Annotated in this window: 20 protein-coding genes and 1 tRNA gene; 7 read left to right on the top strand and 14 right to left on the bottom strand. The window is 69.1% G+C overall.

The genetic code is table 11. The features are described from left to right. Nucleotides 1-19: 19 nt before the first annotated feature. The 4 genes from M8009_RS16540 to trmJ form a co-directional block, all read right to left on the bottom strand. Nucleotides 20-1,177, bottom strand: coding sequence for an IscS subfamily cysteine desulfurase (locus M8009_RS16540; protein ID WP_250063240.1), 1,158 nt, complete (start codon nt 1,175-1,177; stop codon nt 20-22). Nucleotides 1,178-1,237: 60 nt separating this feature from the next. Continuing rightward, on the bottom strand, nt 1,238-1,708 hold the full coding sequence (gene iscR, locus M8009_RS16535; protein WP_250063238.1) for a Fe-S cluster assembly transcriptional regulator IscR: 471 nt from the start codon (nt 1,706-1,708) through the stop codon (nt 1,238-1,240). An 82-nt stretch (nt 1,709-1,790) separates the two neighbouring features. Next, nucleotides 1,791-2,675, bottom strand: coding sequence for a serine O-acetyltransferase (gene cysE, locus M8009_RS16530; protein WP_250063236.1), 885 nt, complete (start codon nt 2,673-2,675; stop codon nt 1,791-1,793). 84 nt (nt 2,676-2,759) lie between these two features. After that, nucleotides 2,760-3,506 (bottom strand): tRNA (cytosine(32)/uridine(32)-2'-O)-methyltransferase TrmJ, encoded by a 747-nt coding sequence (gene trmJ, locus M8009_RS16525; protein ID WP_250063234.1) that lies wholly within the window; start codon nt 3,504-3,506, stop codon nt 2,760-2,762. Nucleotides 3,507-3,644: 138 nt separating this feature from the next. On the opposite strand from trmJ, the gene M8009_RS16520 reads away from it, so the two are divergent. Next, nucleotides 3,645-4,439 (top strand): inositol monophosphatase family protein, encoded by a 795-nt coding sequence (locus tag M8009_RS16520; RefSeq protein ID WP_250063232.1) that lies wholly within the window; start codon nt 3,645-3,647, stop codon nt 4,437-4,439. A gap of 117 nt (nt 4,440-4,556) precedes the next feature. Here M8009_RS16520 and secF read toward each other — a convergent pair whose 3' ends face one another. From secF to queA, 5 genes are all read right to left on the bottom strand, one after another. Further along, nucleotides 4,557-5,480, bottom strand: a complete 924-nt coding sequence (gene secF / locus M8009_RS16515; protein WP_250063231.1) for a protein translocase subunit SecF — start codon at nt 5,478-5,480, stop codon at nt 4,557-4,559. A 9-nt stretch (nt 5,481-5,489) separates the two neighbouring features. After that, complete coding sequence (gene secD, locus M8009_RS16510; RefSeq protein WP_250063229.1) at nt 5,490-7,340, bottom strand: protein translocase subunit SecD; 1,851 nt, start codon at nt 7,338-7,340, stop codon at nt 5,490-5,492. A 149-nt stretch (nt 7,341-7,489) separates the two neighbouring features. Next, a complete protein-coding gene (gene yajC / locus M8009_RS16505; RefSeq protein ID WP_089713395.1) occupies nt 7,490-7,825 on the bottom strand; it encodes a preprotein translocase subunit YajC in 336 nt (111 codons plus the stop codon). A 66-nt stretch (nt 7,826-7,891) separates the two neighbouring features. Next, on the bottom strand, nt 7,892-9,010 hold the full coding sequence (tgt, locus tag M8009_RS16500) for a tRNA guanosine(34) transglycosylase Tgt (RefSeq protein WP_250063227.1): 1,119 nt from the start codon (nt 9,008-9,010) through the stop codon (nt 7,892-7,894). Between the two features lie 63 nt (nt 9,011-9,073). After that, a complete protein-coding gene (queA, locus tag M8009_RS16495) occupies nt 9,074-10,105 on the bottom strand; it encodes a tRNA preQ1(34) S-adenosylmethionine ribosyltransferase-isomerase QueA (RefSeq protein WP_250063225.1) in 1,032 nt (343 codons plus the stop codon). Nucleotides 10,106-10,245: 140 nt separating this feature from the next. Between queA and M8009_RS16490 the strand changes: the two genes are divergently transcribed. From M8009_RS16490 to M8009_RS16480, 3 genes are all read left to right on the top strand, one after another. Continuing rightward, nucleotides 10,246-10,332: transfer RNA gene (locus tag M8009_RS16490), tRNA-Leu, on the top strand. A gap of 117 nt (nt 10,333-10,449) precedes the next feature. Next, nucleotides 10,450-10,782, top strand: a complete 333-nt coding sequence (locus M8009_RS16485) for a type II toxin-antitoxin system RelE/ParE family toxin (protein ID WP_250063223.1) — start codon at nt 10,450-10,452, stop codon at nt 10,780-10,782. Beyond that, nucleotides 10,779-11,084, top strand: a complete 306-nt coding sequence (locus M8009_RS16480; RefSeq protein ID WP_250063221.1) for an addiction module antidote protein — start codon at nt 10,779-10,781, stop codon at nt 11,082-11,084. The genes M8009_RS16485 and M8009_RS16480 overlap by 4 nt, the downstream gene beginning before the upstream one ends. 72 nt (nt 11,085-11,156) lie before the next feature. Here M8009_RS16480 and M8009_RS16475 read toward each other — a convergent pair whose 3' ends face one another. The 3 genes from M8009_RS16475 to M8009_RS16465 are packed head-to-tail and all read right to left on the bottom strand — an operon-like array spanning nt 11,157 to nt 12,762. Further along, nucleotides 11,157-11,969, bottom strand: a complete 813-nt coding sequence (locus M8009_RS16475; protein ID WP_250063219.1) for a DUF1206 domain-containing protein — start codon at nt 11,967-11,969, stop codon at nt 11,157-11,159. A gap of 33 nt (nt 11,970-12,002) precedes the next feature. Further along, a complete protein-coding gene (locus tag M8009_RS16470; RefSeq protein WP_250063213.1) occupies nt 12,003-12,617 on the bottom strand; it encodes an exopolysaccharide biosynthesis protein in 615 nt (204 codons plus the stop codon). Then, nucleotides 12,607-12,762, bottom strand: coding sequence for a hypothetical protein (locus tag M8009_RS16465; protein WP_250063212.1), 156 nt, complete (start codon nt 12,760-12,762; stop codon nt 12,607-12,609). Before M8009_RS16465 ends, M8009_RS16470 begins: the two co-directional genes overlap by 11 nt. A 197-nt stretch (nt 12,763-12,959) precedes the next feature. Between M8009_RS16465 and rnk the strand changes: the two genes are divergently transcribed. Beyond that, on the top strand, nt 12,960-13,373 hold the full coding sequence (rnk, locus tag M8009_RS16460; protein WP_250063210.1) for a nucleoside diphosphate kinase regulator: 414 nt from the start codon (nt 12,960-12,962) through the stop codon (nt 13,371-13,373). Between the two features lie 75 nt (nt 13,374-13,448). On the opposite strand, the gene M8009_RS16455 is transcribed toward rnk, so the two are convergent. Further along, complete coding sequence (locus M8009_RS16455; RefSeq protein WP_250063209.1) at nt 13,449-13,679, bottom strand: hypothetical protein; 231 nt, start codon at nt 13,677-13,679, stop codon at nt 13,449-13,451. A 260-nt stretch (nt 13,680-13,939) separates the two neighbouring features. Between M8009_RS16455 and M8009_RS16450 the strand changes: the two genes are divergently transcribed. Both M8009_RS16450 and M8009_RS16445 read left to right on the top strand, forming a co-directional pair. Then, nucleotides 13,940-14,557 (top strand): LysE family translocator, encoded by a 618-nt coding sequence (locus M8009_RS16450; protein ID WP_250063207.1) that lies wholly within the window; start codon nt 13,940-13,942, stop codon nt 14,555-14,557. Nucleotides 14,558-14,649: 92 nt separating this feature from the next. Continuing rightward, a complete protein-coding gene (locus tag M8009_RS16445) occupies nt 14,650-15,882 on the top strand; it encodes an EAL domain-containing response regulator (protein ID WP_250063201.1) in 1,233 nt (410 codons plus the stop codon). On the opposite strand, the gene M8009_RS16440 is transcribed toward M8009_RS16445, so the two are convergent. After that, entirely contained in the window at nt 15,822-17,474 is a 1,653-nt protein-coding gene (locus M8009_RS16440; RefSeq protein ID WP_250063200.1) for an acyl-CoA dehydrogenase family protein, read from the bottom strand. The genes M8009_RS16445 and M8009_RS16440 overlap by 61 nt on opposite strands. Between the last annotated feature and the right edge of the window lie 43 nt (nt 17,475-17,517).

Raw genomic sequence — 17,517 nt, 5'->3', positions numbered from 1 at the left:
TCTCCTGTACGTGGTAGGGTCAGACCGCCCGGCGACGCAGCCCGCCCAGGGCGTGTCGCAGGGCATCCAGTGTGCGGTTGATGTCGGCCTCGGTGGTGAAGCGGCCGAAGCTGAAGCGCAGCGAGGCCAGCGCCAGGGGGCGCGGCAGGCCGATGCCCTTCAGGACATAGGAGGGCTCGACGCTCGCCGAGTTGCAGGCCGAGCCGGTGGAGAGCGCGATGTCGCGCAGCGCCATCAGCAGCGACTCGCCCTCCACCCCCGCGAAGGCCAGGTTGAGGATGTTGGGGACCGCCACCTCGACCGCGGTGTTGCGGTGGATGCCGTCGAGATCGCCGAGGCCCTCGAGCAGGCGGTCGCGCAGCGCGGTGATCCGCGCCTGGTCGGCCTCGCCCTCGGCGGCGGCGATGGCGAAGGCCTCGCCCATGCCGGCGATCTGGTGGGTGGGCAGGGTGCCGGAGCGCATGCCGCGTTCATGGCCGCCGCCATGGATCAGCGCCTCCAGCCGCAGGTCGGGGCTGCGCCGCACGTAGAGGGCGCCGATGCCCTTGGGGCCGTAGGCCTTGTGGCCGGAGAGCGACAGCAGGTCGATGCCGAGCCGGCCGACGTCCAGCGGGAGGCGGCCCACCGCCTGGGCGGCATCCACGTGGAAGGTGGCGCCGAAGGCATGGGCCACCTCGGCCAGTGCCGCCAGGTCATGGATCACCCCCAGCTCGTTGTTCACCGCCATCAGCGAGACCAGCACGGTGTCGTCGCGCATCGCCTCGCGCAGCTGCGCCGGGGTGATCCGCCCGTCGCGGCCCGGCGTCAGCCAGGTCACCTCGAAGCCCTCCTCCTCCAGCGCCTTGGCGGTATCGACCACCGCCTTGTGCTCGATGATGGAGGTCACCAGGTGGCGGCCACGGGCCCGGTTGGCGCGCATGAAGCCGGTCAGTGCCAGGTTGTCGGCCTCGGTGGCGCCGCTGGTCCAGACGATCTCGCGGGGGTCGGCGGCGATCAGGTCGGCGACCTGGCGGCGGGCGCTCTCCACCGCCTGCTCCGCCTGCCAGCCGAGCATGTGGCTGCGCGAGGCGGGGTTGGCGAAGATGCCGTCGAGGGTCAGGTAGCGGCTCATGACCTCCGCGACCCGCGGGTCGACCGGGGTGGTGGCGGCATAATCGAGGTAGACGGGTGCGCTCATGGGCTCGCTGTTCTGGTTGTGGGGTCGGGGCTGTGGGTCGGGGCGGTGGGCTTCGGGGACTCAGCTGGTGCTAGAGGCCATGATACCGTCGTCCCGGCGGCCGCGCTGGCGGTTGGCGATGGCCTGGATCTCCCCGCGCCCGGCCAGCTGAGCCAGGGTGATCTCCTGCAGGAAGCCATGGATGTGTTCGGAGAGCTCGCACCACAGGTGGTGAGTGAGGCAGGTGTCGCCCTGCTGGCAGTCCGAGAGGCCGCCGCAGCGAGTGGTATCCACGGATTCGTTCACCGCCTCGATGACCTGGGCTACGGTGATGCCCTCCGCCGCCTGGGCCAGCAGGTAGCCCCCGCCCGGGCCGCGCACGCTGTCCACCAGCCGGGCGCGCCGCAGCCGCGCGAACAGCTGCTCCAGATAGGAGAGCGAGATCTCCTGGCGCTTAGAGATGTCGGCGAGGCTGATGGGGCCGGTGTCGGCATTCATGGCCAGGTCGAGCATGGCGGTGACGGCGTAGCGTCCCTTGGTGGTCAGGCGCATGAGGAACTCACCTCGGCACCGACACGCGGGTCGGCAGTCAATGAACGTGATCCAGCATTATGGTAAAGACCGAGTGTCATGGTCAACCATTGCGCCGTCGAGAGGCGGTGGCTTCCTCACGCTCCTCTCCTGCGGGGTCGTCCGTGCTCCGCTCGTCCGGTTCTTCCCGGGGCGGGCAGCAGCTGTCGACGTCGGCGAGGATGTCGGCGAAGTCCTCGTCGCGCAGTTCCGGCAGGCGGCCGTCGCGGTAGCTGGCGTCGACCTTGCGCAGCGTCGTGCACATGCGCTCGATGCGCTCGTCCACGGCGTGCATGTGGTCGAGCATCGCCTGGATGGAGCGGGCCACCGGGTCGGGCATGTCCTGGCTGACGCCGTAGGCGTCGAAGCCGAACTTGCGGCGCATCGCCTCGCGACGCGCGGGATCCACTTCCAGCTCCTCGGCCTGGTCGGGGTCGACGCGCTGCACGACCTTGCCGGGGATGCCGACCACGGTGGCGCCGGCGGGTACCTCCTTGGTGACCACGGCGTTGGAGCCGATCTTGGCACCGGTGCCCACGCTGAAGGGGCCCAGTATCTTGGCGCCGGCGCCGACGATCACGCCGTCCTCCAGGGTCGGGTGGCGCTTGCCCTTGTTCCAGCTGGTGCCGCCCAGGGTCACGCCCTGGTAGAGGGTGACGTCGTCGCCCACCTCGGCGGTCTCGCCGATCACCACGCCCATGCCGTGGTCGATGAAGAAGCGCCGGCCGATAGTCGCCCCCGGGTGGATCTCGATGCCGGTGAGCCAGCGCGAGAAGGTGGAGAGGCTGCGCGCCAGCCACTTGAGGTTCTTCCGCCACAGCCAGTGGCTGAGGCGGTGGATGAGCAGGGCATGCAGGCCCGGGTAGTTGGTCAGCACTTCCAGGAAGTTGCGTGCCGCCGGGTCGCGGGCGAATACGCTGTTGATGTCCTCGCGCAGACGTTCAAGCATGCAGCGGTCCTTGGGTGGCAGGGCAATGGGGAGTGGCCTTCATAGTGGGGGCGCGGCGAGCCGGCTTCAAGCCGCGCCCGCCATCTACTCGCGGCGCTCGGCCTGCTGTTCGGTGGCGGTGAGGATGCCACGCAGGATGTTGAGCTCCATGCGCTCGGGGCGGGCCCGCAGGGTGAAGCGGCGCAGCCGGGCCATCAGCTGTCGCGGGGTGGCCGGGTCGTGGAAGCCGATGGTGACCAGGGTGCGCTCCAGGTGCTCGAAGTAGTGCTCGAGCTCCTGGTGGCTGGCCAGCGGCTGTGCCGGAGGCGCCTCGGCCCGGGCCGTCGATGCCTGCTGACCCAGCCAGGCCTGCCGGCATTCGTAGGCCAGCACCTGCACCGCGGCGGCCAGGTTCAGGGAGCTGAAGTCGGGGTTGGTGGGAATATGCACATGGGCATGGCAGCGCTGCAGCTCGGCATTGGTCAGGCCGCTGTCCTCGCGGCCGAAGACCAGGGCGACGCACGCCTCGGGGCTGGCCAGCTCCGCCGGCAGCCGTTCGCCGAGTGCACGGGGGGTGATCATCGGCCAGGGCAGGGTGCGCGAGCGGGCGCTGGCCCCGACGACCAGGGTGCAATCGCCCACCGCCTGCTCGAGGGTCTCCACCGTGCGGGCGTCATGTACGATATGATCGGCCCCCGAGGCCCGGGAGACGGTGTCGGCGGTGAGTGGCTCGCAGCGCGGTGCCACCAGGGCCAGGTCGGACAGGCCCATGTTGTGCATGGCGCGGGCGGTGCCGCCGATGTTGCCGGGGTGGCTGGTGCCGATCAGGACGATGCGGATGCGCTCGAGCATGGGGGGCCTGTTGATGCTGGGGGGAGGCGGGCGATTCTATCACGCCGGCCGGTTGGGTCGAATGGCGCGCCCCGCGCGCTTCTGCTAGGATGCGCGCCGACCCGTTCTTTAACACCACCGACTCCCCAAGGCCCGATCATGCATCCGATGGTCCAATTCGCGCTGCGTGCGGCACGCAGCGCCGGCGAACAGTTCCTGCGCATCCGCGAGCGAATCGAGAACTCCCACCAGGAGCACAACCTCGACCGCCTGCTCGAGGATGCCGCCCGCAATGCCGAGACGCTGATCGTCCGTCAGCTCGCCCGCGGCTACCCCCAGCATGGCGTCGAAGGGCGCTTCACGCCTCACCGCGCCGGTGAGGGCGAGGGTGCCGACACCCTGTGGAAGATCGAACCCTTCCATGGCTACTCCAACCTGAGCGTCGCCTCCCCCGGCTTCGCGCTGTCGGTGGTCTGTCTCGTCAAGGGCCGCCCGGAGCATGCGGTGGTGATCTGCCCCTTCAGCGATGACGAATACCTGGCCAGCCGGGGGCGCGGTGCCCAGCTCAACGGCAAGCGCCTGCGGGTGTCGAAGAACACCGCCGTGGCCGGCACCCGCATCGCCATGAGCCTGCCCGAGACCTGGCTGCGTTCGCGCTTCCTGCCCTCCTACCTGACCCTGGTGCAGCAGCTCGGCCCGCAGATCGAGCTGCAGCGTGCCTCGGGCAGCGGCCTGCTCGACATCGCCGAGCTGGCGGCGGGGCGTGCGGATGCCGCCTTCGTGCTGGGCCTCGAGGAGCAGGACCTGCACGTCGGCTCGCTGCTGCTCAAGGAGAGCGGCGCCCTGATGGGCACGCCCGACGGCCAGCCCAGTGTCGAGGTCGAGGGGCGCCTGATGGCCGCCGGCCCGCGGCTCTACAAGGCCCTGGTGCAGCAGCTCAAACCGCACTTTTAAGCGCCAAGCGCCGAGCTAGCGCCAAGGCAAGAAAACCCCCATCGGATAGGCTCCGGTGGGGGTTTTTCGTTGGTGGTCATTATAATCGAGGCTTCATTCTGCGGCGCTCAGCGCTGGCTAGGGCAGCTCCTCGACCTCGGGATCTTCCTTCTTCGGCGGGATCAGGTCCTCGCGATCCAGCTTCACCGCCAGCAGCAGGGCCGCCGCCACATAGATGGAGGAGAAGGTCCCGACCACCACGCCGGCGATCAGGGCGATGGCGAAGAAGTGGATCATGTCGCCCCCCAGCAGTAGCAGCGCCAGCAGCACCAGCAGGGTGGTGCCGGAGGTCGCCAGGGTGCGCGACAGGGTCATGTTGATCGCCTCGTTGAAGATCGTCGGCATGTCATCGATGCGTGACTTGCGGATGGTCTCGCGGATGCGGTCGTAAACCACGATGGTGTCGTTGAGCGAATAGCCGATCACCGCCAGCAGGGCGGCGAGCACGGTGAGGTCGAACTCCCACTGGAACAGCGCGAAGAGCCCGACGACGATGATCACGTCGTGCAGCAGCGCCAGCAGGGCGCCGATGGCGAACTTGTACTGGAAGCGGGCCGCCACATAGAGCATCACGATACCCAGCGCCACCAGCAGGCCCATGCCGCTCTGGTCGCGCAGCTGGTCGCCCACCTGGGCGCCGACGAACTCGGCGCGCACCAGCTCCACCTCGTCGCCGGCGTTGCGCAGCAGGTTCACCACCTGCTCGCCGACATCGGGGTCGAAGGCCTGCTGCAGGCGGATCAGCACCTCGGTGGAGGCGCCGAAGGTCTGCACCGAGACGTCACGGAACCCGGCGCCCTCCAGGACCTGGCGAACCGCGTCCAGCGAGGGGGCCACCGCGTAGCGGACCTCGACCAGGGTGCCGCCGGTGAAGTCCAGCCCCAGGTTGAGCTGCTGGAACAGCAGCGCGGCGATCGACACCAGCAGCATCAGGCCGGAGATCGCGAAGGCGACCCGGCGCCTGCCCATGAAGTCGAGCTGTCGATTGACGAGGGATTTCATTGCCACCTCTTATATCCAGAGCTTCTTGACCGGCTTGCCGCCGTAGGTCAGGTTGACCATCGCCCGCGTCACCATCAGGGCGGTGAACAGCGAAGTGATGATCCCTAGCGAGAGGGTCACGGCGAAGCCCTTGACCGGCCCGGTACCGATGGAGAACAGGATCACCGCCACCAGCAGGGTGGTGATGTTGGCATCGATGATCGAGGTGAAGGCGCGCTCGTAGCCGGCGTGGATGGCCTGCTGCACCGACAGCCCCTCCCTGAGTTCCTCGCGTATGCGTTCGAAGATCAGCACGTTGGCGTCCACCGCCATGCCCAGCGTCAGCACGATGCCGGCGATGCCGGGCAGGGTCAGGGTGGCGCCGAGTAGCGACATGGCCGCCACCAGCAGGGTCAGGTTGAGCGCCAGGGCGACGTTGGCGAAGACGCCGAACACCTTGTAGCGCACCAGCATGAAGAGCACCACCAGCAGCAGGCCGATCTGTACCGACATGATGCCGCGCTCGATGTTCTCGGCGCCCAGGCTCGGCCCGATGGTGCGCTCCTGCACGAAGTAGATGGGCGCGGCCAGCGAGCCCGAGCGCAGCAGCAGGGCAAGCTCCGCCGCCTCGGTGGGCGAGTCGAGCCCGGTGATGCGGAAGCTGTTGCCCAGCGCGCTCTGGATGGTGGCCAGGCTGATGATGCCCCGCTCGGTGTAGGGCTCGCGCTCCACGACCTCCTCGCCGTCCACCGTCTTGGTGGTCTCGCGGGTCTTGTGCTCGATGAACAGCACCGCCATGTTGCGGCCGATGTTGGTGCGGGTGGCCCGGTTCATCAGGGTGCCGCCGGTGCCATCCAGGTCGATGTTGACCTGGGGGCGGCCGTTCTCGTCGAAGCTGTGGTTGGCATTCGAGACGCTGTCGCCGGAGATGATCACGTCACGCATCAGGTCGGCGCTGCGCGACTCCTGGTTGCGGAACGGGAAGGTCTCGGTCTCGCTGTCCGGCGTGTCGGGGCGCGCCTCGAGGCGGAACTCGAGGTTGGCGGTGGCGCCCACGATGCGCTTGGCGGCCACGGTATCCTGCACGCCGGGCAGCTCGACCACGATCCGGTTCGGCCCCTGGCGCTGCACCAGTGGTTCGGCCACGCCCAGCTCGTTGACCCGGTTGCGCAGAGTGGTGAGGTTCTGGTTGATGGCGTAGTCCTGGAGCTCGTTCACTGCCTGGTCGGTCATGGTCATGACCAGCCGGGCGCCGCGGTCCTCGCCTTCGCTTGCGTAGTCGAAGTCGGGGAATTCGCGGGCGATCAGGCGGCGCGCCTCGTCGCGGTCCTCGGCGCTGGCGAAGGCCATGGAGATGGTGCGCTCCTCGATCTCGGTGTCGCGGTAGCGGATCCGTTCACTGCGCAGCTGTTCGCGCATGGCGCTGGCGTTGACCTCGAGGCGCTGCTCGAGGGCGGCGTCCATGTCGACTTCCAGCAGGAAATGCACGCCGCCGCGCAGGTCGAGGCCCAGGGTCATGGGGGAGGCCGAGAGCGACTGTAGCCAGGCCGGCGTGGATTCGGCCAGGTTCAGCGCCACCACGTACTCGTCGCCCAGCATGTCGCTGATGCGGTCGCGGGCCCTGATCTGGTCGTCGGCGTTGTCGAGGCGGATCAGCACGCGGTTCGCCTCCCGCTCGGCGTCGGTGATCTCGATGCCGGCTTCGCCGAGGTCGTCGCGGATGCGTTCGAGCTGGCGCTCGTCGATGGTGGCGTCGCCCCGCTCGCTGCTGATCTGGACCGCGGGGTCCTCGGGGAAGAGGTTGGGGAGGGAGTAGACCAGGCCGGCGAGGAGCACGACGAGTATCAGCAGATACTTCCACAGGGGGTAACGGTTGAGCATGGGAGCCCTGCCCTCAGGTTGCGGACGTTGGAGGCTGACGAGGCGACCGGTGGGGGCGGGAGCCGGTCGCGCGACTCCTGCCGCACCGGACGCAGGGCAGCCCCGTCACGACCCGGGCAGGGTCGCGACGGGGCGGGAAGGCGCCCCGGTCAGATGGACTTGAGCGTGCCCTTGGGCAGGACGGCGGCCACGGCGTTCTTCTGCACGTTGACCTCGGTGCCTTCGGCGATCTCCATGCTCAGGAACTCGCTGTCGTCGCTCACCTTGGTGATGCGGCCCAGCATGCCACCGCCGATGACGATCTCGTCACCCTTGGAGAGGTTGCCGATCAGCTGCTTGTGCTGCTTGGCGCGCTTGGCCTGGGGGCGCCACAGCAGGAAGTAGAAGATGGCCACGAAGCCGACCAGCATGACGATCTGGGCGATGCCGCCACCGGCGGCGCCGGCATCCTGGGCCATGGCCGGGGAAATGAAGAAGTCCAGCATGTATGACGATCTCCTGGGTGATGAAAGCGGGATATTCTACGGCCGGCCTTGCGGGCCGGCCGTGGATCAATTCGGTGCGGGAGGAACCGGCAGGCCGCGCTGCGCATAGAAGCCTTCCACGAAGTTCGCCAATGTACCCGCTTCGATGGCACCGCGCAAACCGGCCATCAGGCGCTGATAGTGGCGCAGGTTGTGGATGGTATTGAGCATCGAGCCGAGCATCTCCCCACAGCGATCGAGGTGGTGCAGGTAGGCGCGGGAGAAGTGCCGGCAGGTGTAGCAGTCGCAGCCCTCTTCGAGCGGCCGGGTATCGAAACGGTGCTTGGCATTGCGGATCTTGACCGTGCCCTCGGCGCTGAAGAGGTGGCCGTTGCGCCCGTTGCGGGTGGGCATCACGCAGTCGAACATATCAACCCCGCGGCGCACGCCCTCCACCAGGTCCTCGGGCTTGCCCACGCCCATCAGGTAGCGCGGGGTATCGTCGGGCATCCAGCTCGGCAGGTAGTCGAGCACCCGCATCATCTCCTCCTTGGGCTCGCCCACCGAGAGGCCGCCGATGGCCAGGCCGTCGAAGCCGATCTCGAGCAGGCCCTCCAGCGAGCGCTCGCGCAGCCCGGGGTACATGCCGCCCTGGATGATGCCGAACAGTGCCGAGGGGGAGTCGCCGTGGGCGTCGCGGGAGCGGCTTGCCCAGCGCAGCGAGCGCTCCATGGAGAAGGCGGCCTCCGCCTCGGTGGCGGGATAGGGGGTGCACTCGTCGAAGATCATCACCACGTCGGAGCCCAGCGAGCGCTGTACCGCCATGGACTCCTCGGGACCCATGAACACCTTGGCGCCATCCACCGGCGAGCGGAAGTGCACGCCCTGCTCGGTGATCTTGCGCATGGCGCCCAGCGAGAAAACCTGGAAACCCCCGGAATCGGTGAGGATCGGCCTCTCCCACTGGGCGAAGTCGTGCAGGTCGCCGTGGGCCTCGATGACCTCGATACCGGGGCGCAGCCAGAGGTGGAAGGTGTTGCCGAGGATGATCTCGGCGCCGATCTCCTCGACCGAGGCGGGGGTCATGCCCTTGACGGTGCCGTAGGTGCCTACCGGCATGAAGGCGGGGGTCTCCACCGTTCCGCGGGGGAAGGTGAGGCGGCCGCGGCGCGCCCGGCCATCGCTGGCCAGGTGTTCGAATGTCATGAAGCTCTCTTTACGCATGGGGACTCTCGTGGCGCATCGTGGCGAAGCCGGGGCGTCGGCGTGTCAGGGCTTGCGTGTCAGGAACATGGCGTCGCCGTAGCTGAAGAAGGCGTAGCGTTCGGCCACCGCCGCCCGGTAGGCCGCCAAGGTGGTGTCGAACCCGGCGAAGGAGGCCACCAGCATCAGCAGGGTGGACTCCGGCAGGTGGAAGTTGGTCACCAGCGCATCGACGCAGCGCCACGCGTAGCCCGGGTAGATGAAGATATCGGTCTCGCCGCTGAAGGGGGCGATCTCGCCGTCGGCGTTGGTGGCACTCTCCAGGCAGCGCACGCTGGTGGTGCCGACCGCCACCACCCGGTTACCCCGGCCGCGCACGGCGCGCACCTGCTCGCAGGCGGCCTCGGTGACCTCGATCCACTCGCTGTGCATCTGGTGCTCGCGGATGTCGTCGGCGCGCACCGGCTGGAAGGTGCCGGCCCCCACGTGCAGGGTGACGTAGGCGCTCTCGACGCCCCTGGCGGCCAGGGCCTCGAGCAGCGGCTCGTCGAAGTGCAGCCCGGCGGTGGGAGCGGCCACGGCCCCGTCGCGGCGCGCGTAGACGGTCTGGTAGCGCTCGCGGTCGGCCAGTTCGTCCTCGCGGGTGATGTAGGGCGGCAGCGGCATGTGCCCGTGCTGCTCCAGCAGCGCGATCAGCGGCGTCTCGCCGAGGAAGCGCAGCTCGAACAGCGCCTCGCGGCGCCCCTCCACCACGGCGCGGATGTCCCCCTCGAAGACCAGCTCGGTGCCGGGCCTGGGCGACTTGCTTGAGCGCAGGTGGGCGAGCCCGCGATGAGCGTCCAGGGGGCGCTCGAGCAGCATCTCCACCCTGCCGCCGCTGGCCTTGTGGCCGTGCAGGCGGGCGGGAATCACCCGGGTGTCGTTGAACACCAGCAGGTCCCCGGGGGCAAGCAGCTCGACCAGGTCGGGGAAGCGGCGGTGGGCGAGCGCGCCGGTGGGGCCATCGACGCACAGCAGGCGGCAGTCGCTGCGCTGCTCGGAGGGGTAGCGGGCAATCAGCTCCTCGGGGAGCTCGTAGTGGAAGTCGGCGCGCTGCATGGGGGCATTCTGATCCGGCTCAGGGGTCGTGTAGGGCGGCTCGACGAGCCGCGCAAAGCCCGACAGGATACCGCCTCGCGGCAGGGAAGTCAGCCGGCTGATTGACCTGCCCCAGTGCCCACGTATAATGCCTGCGCGTTGCCGGCGTGGCGGAATTGGTAGACGCAGCGGATTCAAAATCCGCCGGGTGCAAGCCCTTGTCGGTTCGAGTCCGACCGCCGGTACCAGCCTTGTGCCAGATCTGAAACAGCCGCCTTCGGGCGGCTGTTTGCATTTTTGCCCCACCACCGGGGAGTGCGGTGCGTTTCCTCCAATGCTTGTAGCTTTCAGGCTACAATGCTTCCATGATGGAGCTCACGCACTACCTGACCGCTGACGGCCATGACCCTTTTCAGGCCTGGCTGGATACCACCAAGGCCAAGGATCGTCAGGCTGCCATGCGGGTGCTGACCCGCCTCAACCGGCTGGCCGCTGGCAATGCCGGCGACGCCAAGGCCGTGGGTGAGGGAGTGCTGGAGCTGCGAATCGACTACGGCCCTGGCTACCGCGTGTATTACGCCAAGGTGGGCAGGCGCCTGGTCATGTTGTTGATCGGTGGCACCAAGAAGCGCCAGCAGGCCGACATCGAGCAGGCCAAGGGGTTTCTGGCTGACTACCGAAGGAGGTCTCTGAGATGAAACGCCACGACGACGCCGTGATCGAGATGCTGCGTAATGACCCTGAGATGGCGCTCGAATACCTACGCGCTGCCTTCGACGAGCTGGACGAGGAGGGCGGAGAGTCTGCCTTCCTGATGGCCCTGCGCCATGTGGTGGAGGCCCAAGGCGGCATGGCGGCCGTGGCCGAGCGTGCCAAGGTCTCACGCGAAAGCCTGTACCGGGCGCTCTCACCCAAGGGCAACCCTACCCTGCGCACCATGACCGCCGTCATCAAGGCGACCGGGATCCACTTCCATGACCTGACGCATCACGCTTCCTGAAGTGGCCAGCAAGCGTGGCAAGACGAAGCACCCCGCTGCGCCCAGGGGTGCTTGGATCAACGCCCCATGTCTTCAATCGACGCTGGTATCCCGGAAGCCGGCATTGATCAGGCAGTAGATCCCGTAGCCGAACAGGCCGAGGGCCACCACGCCCAGCAGCCAGGGCCCGAAGGGCTGGCCGGCCAGCACGTTCAGTGCACCGCCGAGGCCCTGGGCCTCGCTGGGGTCGGTCTGCCATGCCGCCAGGCACAGGAAGAGCCCGATGATCACGAAGACCACCCCGCGGGCCGAGAGGCCCCAGCGGGTGATGCCCTCGAAGAAGCGACGCTGGGCCGTGCCCATCTCCTGGTGGTGCCAGTTTTTGAGGTAGGAGCGGGTGATGGCCCGCCACAGCTGGCGCAGGCCGACATCCAGGAACACCAGGCCGACGGCGAACACCAGGATCACGCCTCCGCGGTGGCTCATCAGCAGGGCGGTGCGATCCTGGGCGGCGGCCTCCCCCGAGGACATCGCCAGGTTGCGCAGCAGGTCGAAGCAGTAGACCCCCAGGCTTCCGTGGGTAAGGCTGCTGACCAGAAAGCCCAGCCGGGTGCCGATCCCCTTGAGGCCCAGCCCCACCTCCTCGGTATCCATCAGGGCCTGCGTCAGGCGCCACAGGGCATAGGCGAAGAGCCCGGCGCCGAGCAGGCCCAGCATGACGTCGCCGAAGGGGCGGGCGACCAGCTGGTTGATCGCTTCCTTGGAGCCGACATTCTCCCCGCCCAGCCCGGCCGCCGCCAGCGAGGCGAGGCCGCCGATCAGCAGATAGACGATGCCCTTGGCGACGTAGCCGGCGCGTGCCGCCAGGGCGAGGCCCTGCTTGAGGTGTCTCTCGGGACTTGGCATGGCGGCTCCTGGGGCAGGGGGACCTGTTGCCGTTCAGGTCAGGTTGAGGATCATCAGCGCCAGGGTGCCGCCGGTCAGGGCATAGCCCAGCAGGGCCATCAGGCCGTCGTTGGCCAGCAGCGCCAGGCCGAAGAGCGTCAGTGCCAGTCCGGCCCCGTTGGCGGTGAAGGGCACCACCTCCATGGGCGGCATGGCCAGGGCGATCAGCAGGCAGGTCAGTGCCACGGGAAGGTGGGCCGGTGGCCGTGTAAGCCGCACGAGCCGCTGCTTGAGCAGTCGGTCGACCCAGCGCGCCGGGCGCTCCATCCAGCGGGTGGCCTTGACGAAGTGTTCCCGCGAGACCCGGCGTTCCAGCAGCCAGGCCGGCAGCCAGATGTGGTCCCGGCCGGCCAGCAGCTGGACGCAGGAGAGCACCACCAGCATGGCCATCAGGGTCGGCACGCCGGGAATGTCGCCGACCAGCGGCGCCAGGGTGACCAGGCCGGCGATCAGCAGGAAGGGGGCGAAGGAGCGCCGGCCCACGCTGTCGAGGATGGCGCCGAGGCTGACGCTCTCCCGGCGATGGCCAGCCTGCTGGACCCTGCCCAGCAGGCTGGCCAGGTCGGCTGGAGGGGCCTGGAGCGGCGTGTCGCTGGTGTCACCGGCCATGCCGCCTCCCGGTCCACAGCAGCAGGACGCCGAGCAGCAGCAGCGCCGGCCCCACGAAAGCGACCGGGCTCGAGGTCCACCAGCCGATGATGGGCAGCAGGGCGCCGAGGATCAGCAGGGCGATGGCGAGGGTCCGGACCGTCATGGGCAGCGTCTCTGTGAAGGTGTGCCGTCAGTGTAGCGTCGCGGCCGAGGGGTCTGCAGCCCCGCGGCTGTCGCCTCGCCCCGGGATGGCGTAAGGTAAAGGCATCGCAGTCCTTCGCCCGTTCTCGGGTGGAGGGCTGTTTTCGTTGGTTACCCCGGAAAACGTGCAATCAGCGTTGATGGCGCCCAGGAGGTCTCATGGCAACGCGCCCCCCCATCATCATCAATCGGCTCGATGCCGAGCGGCTGCAGCGGCTCATCGACGAGGCCGACGACAAGGACCTGGCGGTGGCCCGCTCCCTGGAAGAGGAGCTGGCCCGCGGCGAGGTGGTCGACCCGGAGCTGATCCCCGAGGACGTGGTCAGCATGTGCAGCCAGGTGCAGTTCACCGACCTGGCCCGCGACCGGCAGATCATCCGCACCCTGGTCTACCCCCATGCGCTGTCCACCACCGAGGATGGCATCTCGGTGATGGCCCCCGTGGGTGCGGCCCTGATTGGCCTGCGCATCGGCGAGACCATCGACTGGCCGCTGCCGGGGGGACGCGAGACGCGGCTGCGCATCGATGCCATCCTCTGGCAGCCCGAGCGGGAAGGACAGTTTCACCGCTAGGAGCCTGTCGTGCATGTCCCGCCGCTGTTCGAGTCCCGTCGATCACTCGGGCCTGCTACCGCACCTTGCAGAGCATCACGGCGTAGTGTGCCGGTGTTCCGGGATCCTCGAGGCGATCGCCATGGCCTCGCCCAGGCTGGTGGCCACCGCATCCCAGGGCAGCGGCGATCCGGCGTGGTGGCAGTGGTAGAGTGCGTCGCCATCGATCTCGACACGATGGATGTCGTTGCCTTGATCGTCCTGCCACCAGTCGGCATGGACGTGTTGCCAGCTGGATGCGAGCGGGGTGGCAATGGCGTTTGTCATGACGGCTGTCCCTCCTCGAGTATCTTGTAAGGGCGCTGGCTCAGGATGCTTGATAGTTTGTTCAGGTGAGGGTCTTGCCGCCCGTGCCAGCGGAAGCGGGAATCGAGTCTGCGGCTACATGGTCCCCTTTCGCTCAGGCTAGTATAAAAACAGTGTTTGTAAACACTGTTCCTTAACTCTCGACTCTAGTGTTCTGCGGCTATGCGACCAGCGAGGATAGCCGTGAACCAACGCAATGCCCGGGATTCAGGAGGCGGTACATGCCCTTTTCGTTATGGCTATCACTGGCCGCGGTCTGCGCCATGGGGGCCATGTCGCCCGGCCCCAGCCTGGCCCTGGTGCTCCGTCACACCCTCGGCGGAGGCCGCCTGCCGGGCGTCGCGGCGGCCCTCGCCCATGCCCTGGGCGTGGGCTTCTATGCGCTGCTCACGGTGTGGGGCCTGGGGGCACTGATCGTGCGTTTCCCGCTGCTGTTCCAGGCGATCACCTGGGGCGGGGCGGCCTACCTGGCGTGGCTCGGGATCAAGGCCCTGCGCGCCGGGCGTGGTGGCGCCCTGGATGCCGCGGGCATGGCCACCAGCCGTCGCCAGGCGGCGCGCGAGGGCGTGCTGGTGGCGCTGGGCAATCCCAAGCTGATCCTCTTCTTCATCGCCCTGCTCAGCCAGTTCGTGACCCCCGAGATGAGCCTTGCCGCCAAGGCGCTGGTGGTGCTCACGGCGATGGTCATCGACGGCGGCTGGTACGTGCTGGTGGCGGTGGGCCTGTCCCACTCGCGGGTGCTGCCCTGGCTGCAGGCCAGGGCCCACTGGCTCAACCGCATCACCGGCGTGCTGCTGCTGGCGCTGGCGCTGCGGGTGGTGGTCGGGCCCATCGGCTGAGCGATTACGTTGACGTGCGTCATGCCCCTCTCCCTGTGACTCAGGCCTTTTGCTGATACGCTGAAGATCAGTGTCCTGGTGGGAACCCCTGGATGAATGATCTGACGATGCAGGCGCAACGGCTGGCGGTGGTGCTCGAGGAGGATCCCGATGCCGCCGCCACCCTGTCTCTGCAGCTGCGTACCCTGGGCATGGAGTCCCGCTACTGCCGGCACGGCCAGCACCTGATCGGCGAGGTCATGGCCCGTCGTCCCCAACTGGTCATCATGGCCCTGGAGTTCGGCCAGCAGGATGGCATCTCCATGCTGCGCCGGCTCGCCGAGTGCGGCTACAGCGGCCGGGTGCTGCTGCTCAGCGGGGTCGAGCGCAAGATCGTGCGCATCGCCGAGCGCCTCGGCCAGGCCCTGGGGCTGCAGATGCTGGCCTCGCTGGACAAGCCGATGCGGCTCATCGAGCTGCGCGAACGCCTCGAGGCCCTGGCCACGGGGTGTTCGCCGGGTGACGCCCCCGCCGTCACGCCCCCCTGTCGTATCGAGGAGCTGGACCGGGCCTTCGCCCGCCAGGAGATCACCCTGCACTACCAGCCCCAGTTCGAGCTCGCCAGCGGCCGCCTCAGCGGCGTCGAGGCACTGGTGCGCTGGGCCCACCCCGAGGCGGGCCTGCTGGTGCCCGGCCGCTTCCTGCCGCTGCTCACGCCCGACCAGAACCGCCACCTGACCCGTCGCGTGCTGCAGCTGGCGCTGGAGGATGCCGCCCGCTGGCGCCGGGCCGGCCTCTCCCTGTCGCTGTCGGTCAACGTCACCGCCGATGACCTGATGTGCCCGGAGCTGCTCTCCCTGGTCAGCGAGGGGCGCTGTGCGACGGGCGATGCCCCGGTGGTCCTCGAGATCACCGAGACCGCGGCCATGGAGGACGAGCTGCTCGGCAGCGAGGTCGCGGCGCGGCTGCACCTGGGGGGCCTGGAGGTCTCGGTGGATGACTTCGGGGTGGGCTTCTCGTCGCTGGCCCGGCTGCAGCTGCTGCCGATCAGCGAGCTCAAGGTCGATCGCAGCTTCGTCAGCCGCCTGCTCGAGGACGCCCAGGATGCCGCCATCGTCGAGGCGGTGGCCCTGCTGGGGCGCCGGCTGGGCATCCGGGTGGTGGCCGAGGGGGTCGAGGACCTCGCCTGCCTGGCCCACCTCGAGCGCTACGGCTGCACCCATGTGCAGGGCTTCGGCCTGGCGCGGCCCATGCCCGCCATGGAGATCCTGGCGCTGGCCGGCGCTCAGTCGCCGATGCGCGCCAGCAGGGCCGGCAGCGGCGCATCCGCGGGCAACACCCCGTAGGCCGGTCCGGCCTCGTCACCCAGCCGCGAGCGGCAGAAGGTCTCGGCCACCTCCGAAGGGGCATGGCGCAGCAGCAGGGCGGCCTGCAGGCACTGGGCCAGCCGCTGGGCCAGCCAGCGGGCGCGCGGCTCGAGCGAGGCGGGCGGCGCGGCCAGTTCGGTTTCCAGCAGGGCCAGGGCGCGGTCGAGTTCGGCCTGCTGGCCGCGCACCGCGGCGAATTCGGCCTGCAGCGCGGCCAGCGCTTCCGGGTGGCGGCCCAGCACGCGCAGCAGGTCGAGGCAGATCACGTTGCCCGACCCCTCCCAGATCGAGTTGACCGGCGCCTCGCGGTAGAGCCGGGCCAGCGGCGTTTCCTCCACATAGCCGATCCCGCCCAGGCACTCCATGGCCTCGGCCATGAAGCCTGGCGTGCGCTTGTTGTGCCAGTACTTGGCCAGGGTCGGCAGCAGCCGTGCCAGGGCGCCCTCGGCCGCGTCGCCACGGGCGGCGCCATCGAAGGCCCGGGCGGCCCGCATCACCAGCACCAGGCCCGCCTCCACCTCCAGCGCCATGTCGGCCAGCAGCACCCGCATCAGGGGCTGCTCGGCCAGCGCCCGGCCGAAGGCGTGGCGCTCACGGACATGCCGCCAGGCCTCCACCAGGGCCTGGCGCATCATGCCCACCGGGGCGGTGGCGGCATCCAGCCGGGTCTGCTGGACCATCTCGAGGATGGTGGCGATGCCGCGACCGGCCTCGCCCACCGGCTCGGCCCGGGCGCCACGATACTCGATCTCCGCCGAGGCATTGGCGCGGTTGCCGCACTTCTCCTTGAGGCGCTGCAGTTCGATGGCGTTGCGCTCGCCCTCCGCGGTGACGCGCGGCACCAGGAAGCAGGAGAGCCCCTCGTCGCTGCGGGCCAGGGTCAGGAAGGCATCGGACATGGGGGCGCTGCAGAACCACTTGTGGCCGGTCAGCCGCCAGCCGTCCGCCGAGGACTCGGCGCGAGTGGTATTGGCGCGCACGTCGCTGCCGCCCTGCTTCTCGGTCATCGCCATGCCGAAGGTCAGCCCGGTCTTCTCGCCCGCGGGCAGCACCCGCGGGTCGTAGTCCCAGGCCAGCAGCCCCGGGGCCCAGTGGGCCTCGACGGCGGGCGTCTGGCGCAGCACCGGCAGCGCGGCATGGGTCATGGTGACGGGGCAGCAGACGCCGGGCTCGGCCTGGGTCAGCAGGTAGAGGGCGGCGACGTGGGCCTGGTGGCCGCCGCTTCCCTCCTCCTGCCAGGCCACCGCGTGCCAGCCATGGTCGATGGCCAGCTGCATCAGCTCGTGGTAGGCGGGGTGGTAGACCACCTCGTCCAGCCGTCGGCCGTGGCGGTCGAAGAGGCGCAGTTCGGGGGGGTGGCGGTTGGCCGTCTCCCCGAGAGCCTGGACGCGTTCACTGCCCGCCTCGCGCCCCAGCGGGGCGAGGCGCCTGGCGACCCACTCCGGGGCGTCCCGGGCCAGGGCCTCATGCAGCGGGGTATCCTCGCCGAGCAGGTCGCGGTCGGTCGGTGGCGCCGGCTGGTTGGTCACCTCGTGGGTGGCCAGCCGGGTGCGGGGAGCGGTGTCGGGCATGGTCGGGCTCCGCGGGTGAGGCCTCTGTTGAGCATGGCCGTCG

Source organism: Halomonas gemina (assembly GCF_023554995.1).
Classification (GTDB): domain Bacteria; phylum Pseudomonadota; class Gammaproteobacteria; order Pseudomonadales; family Halomonadaceae; genus Halomonas; species Halomonas gemina.
Note: the sequence above shows the minus strand (reverse complement) of the source record. Positions and strands in the feature narration are given on the sequence as shown.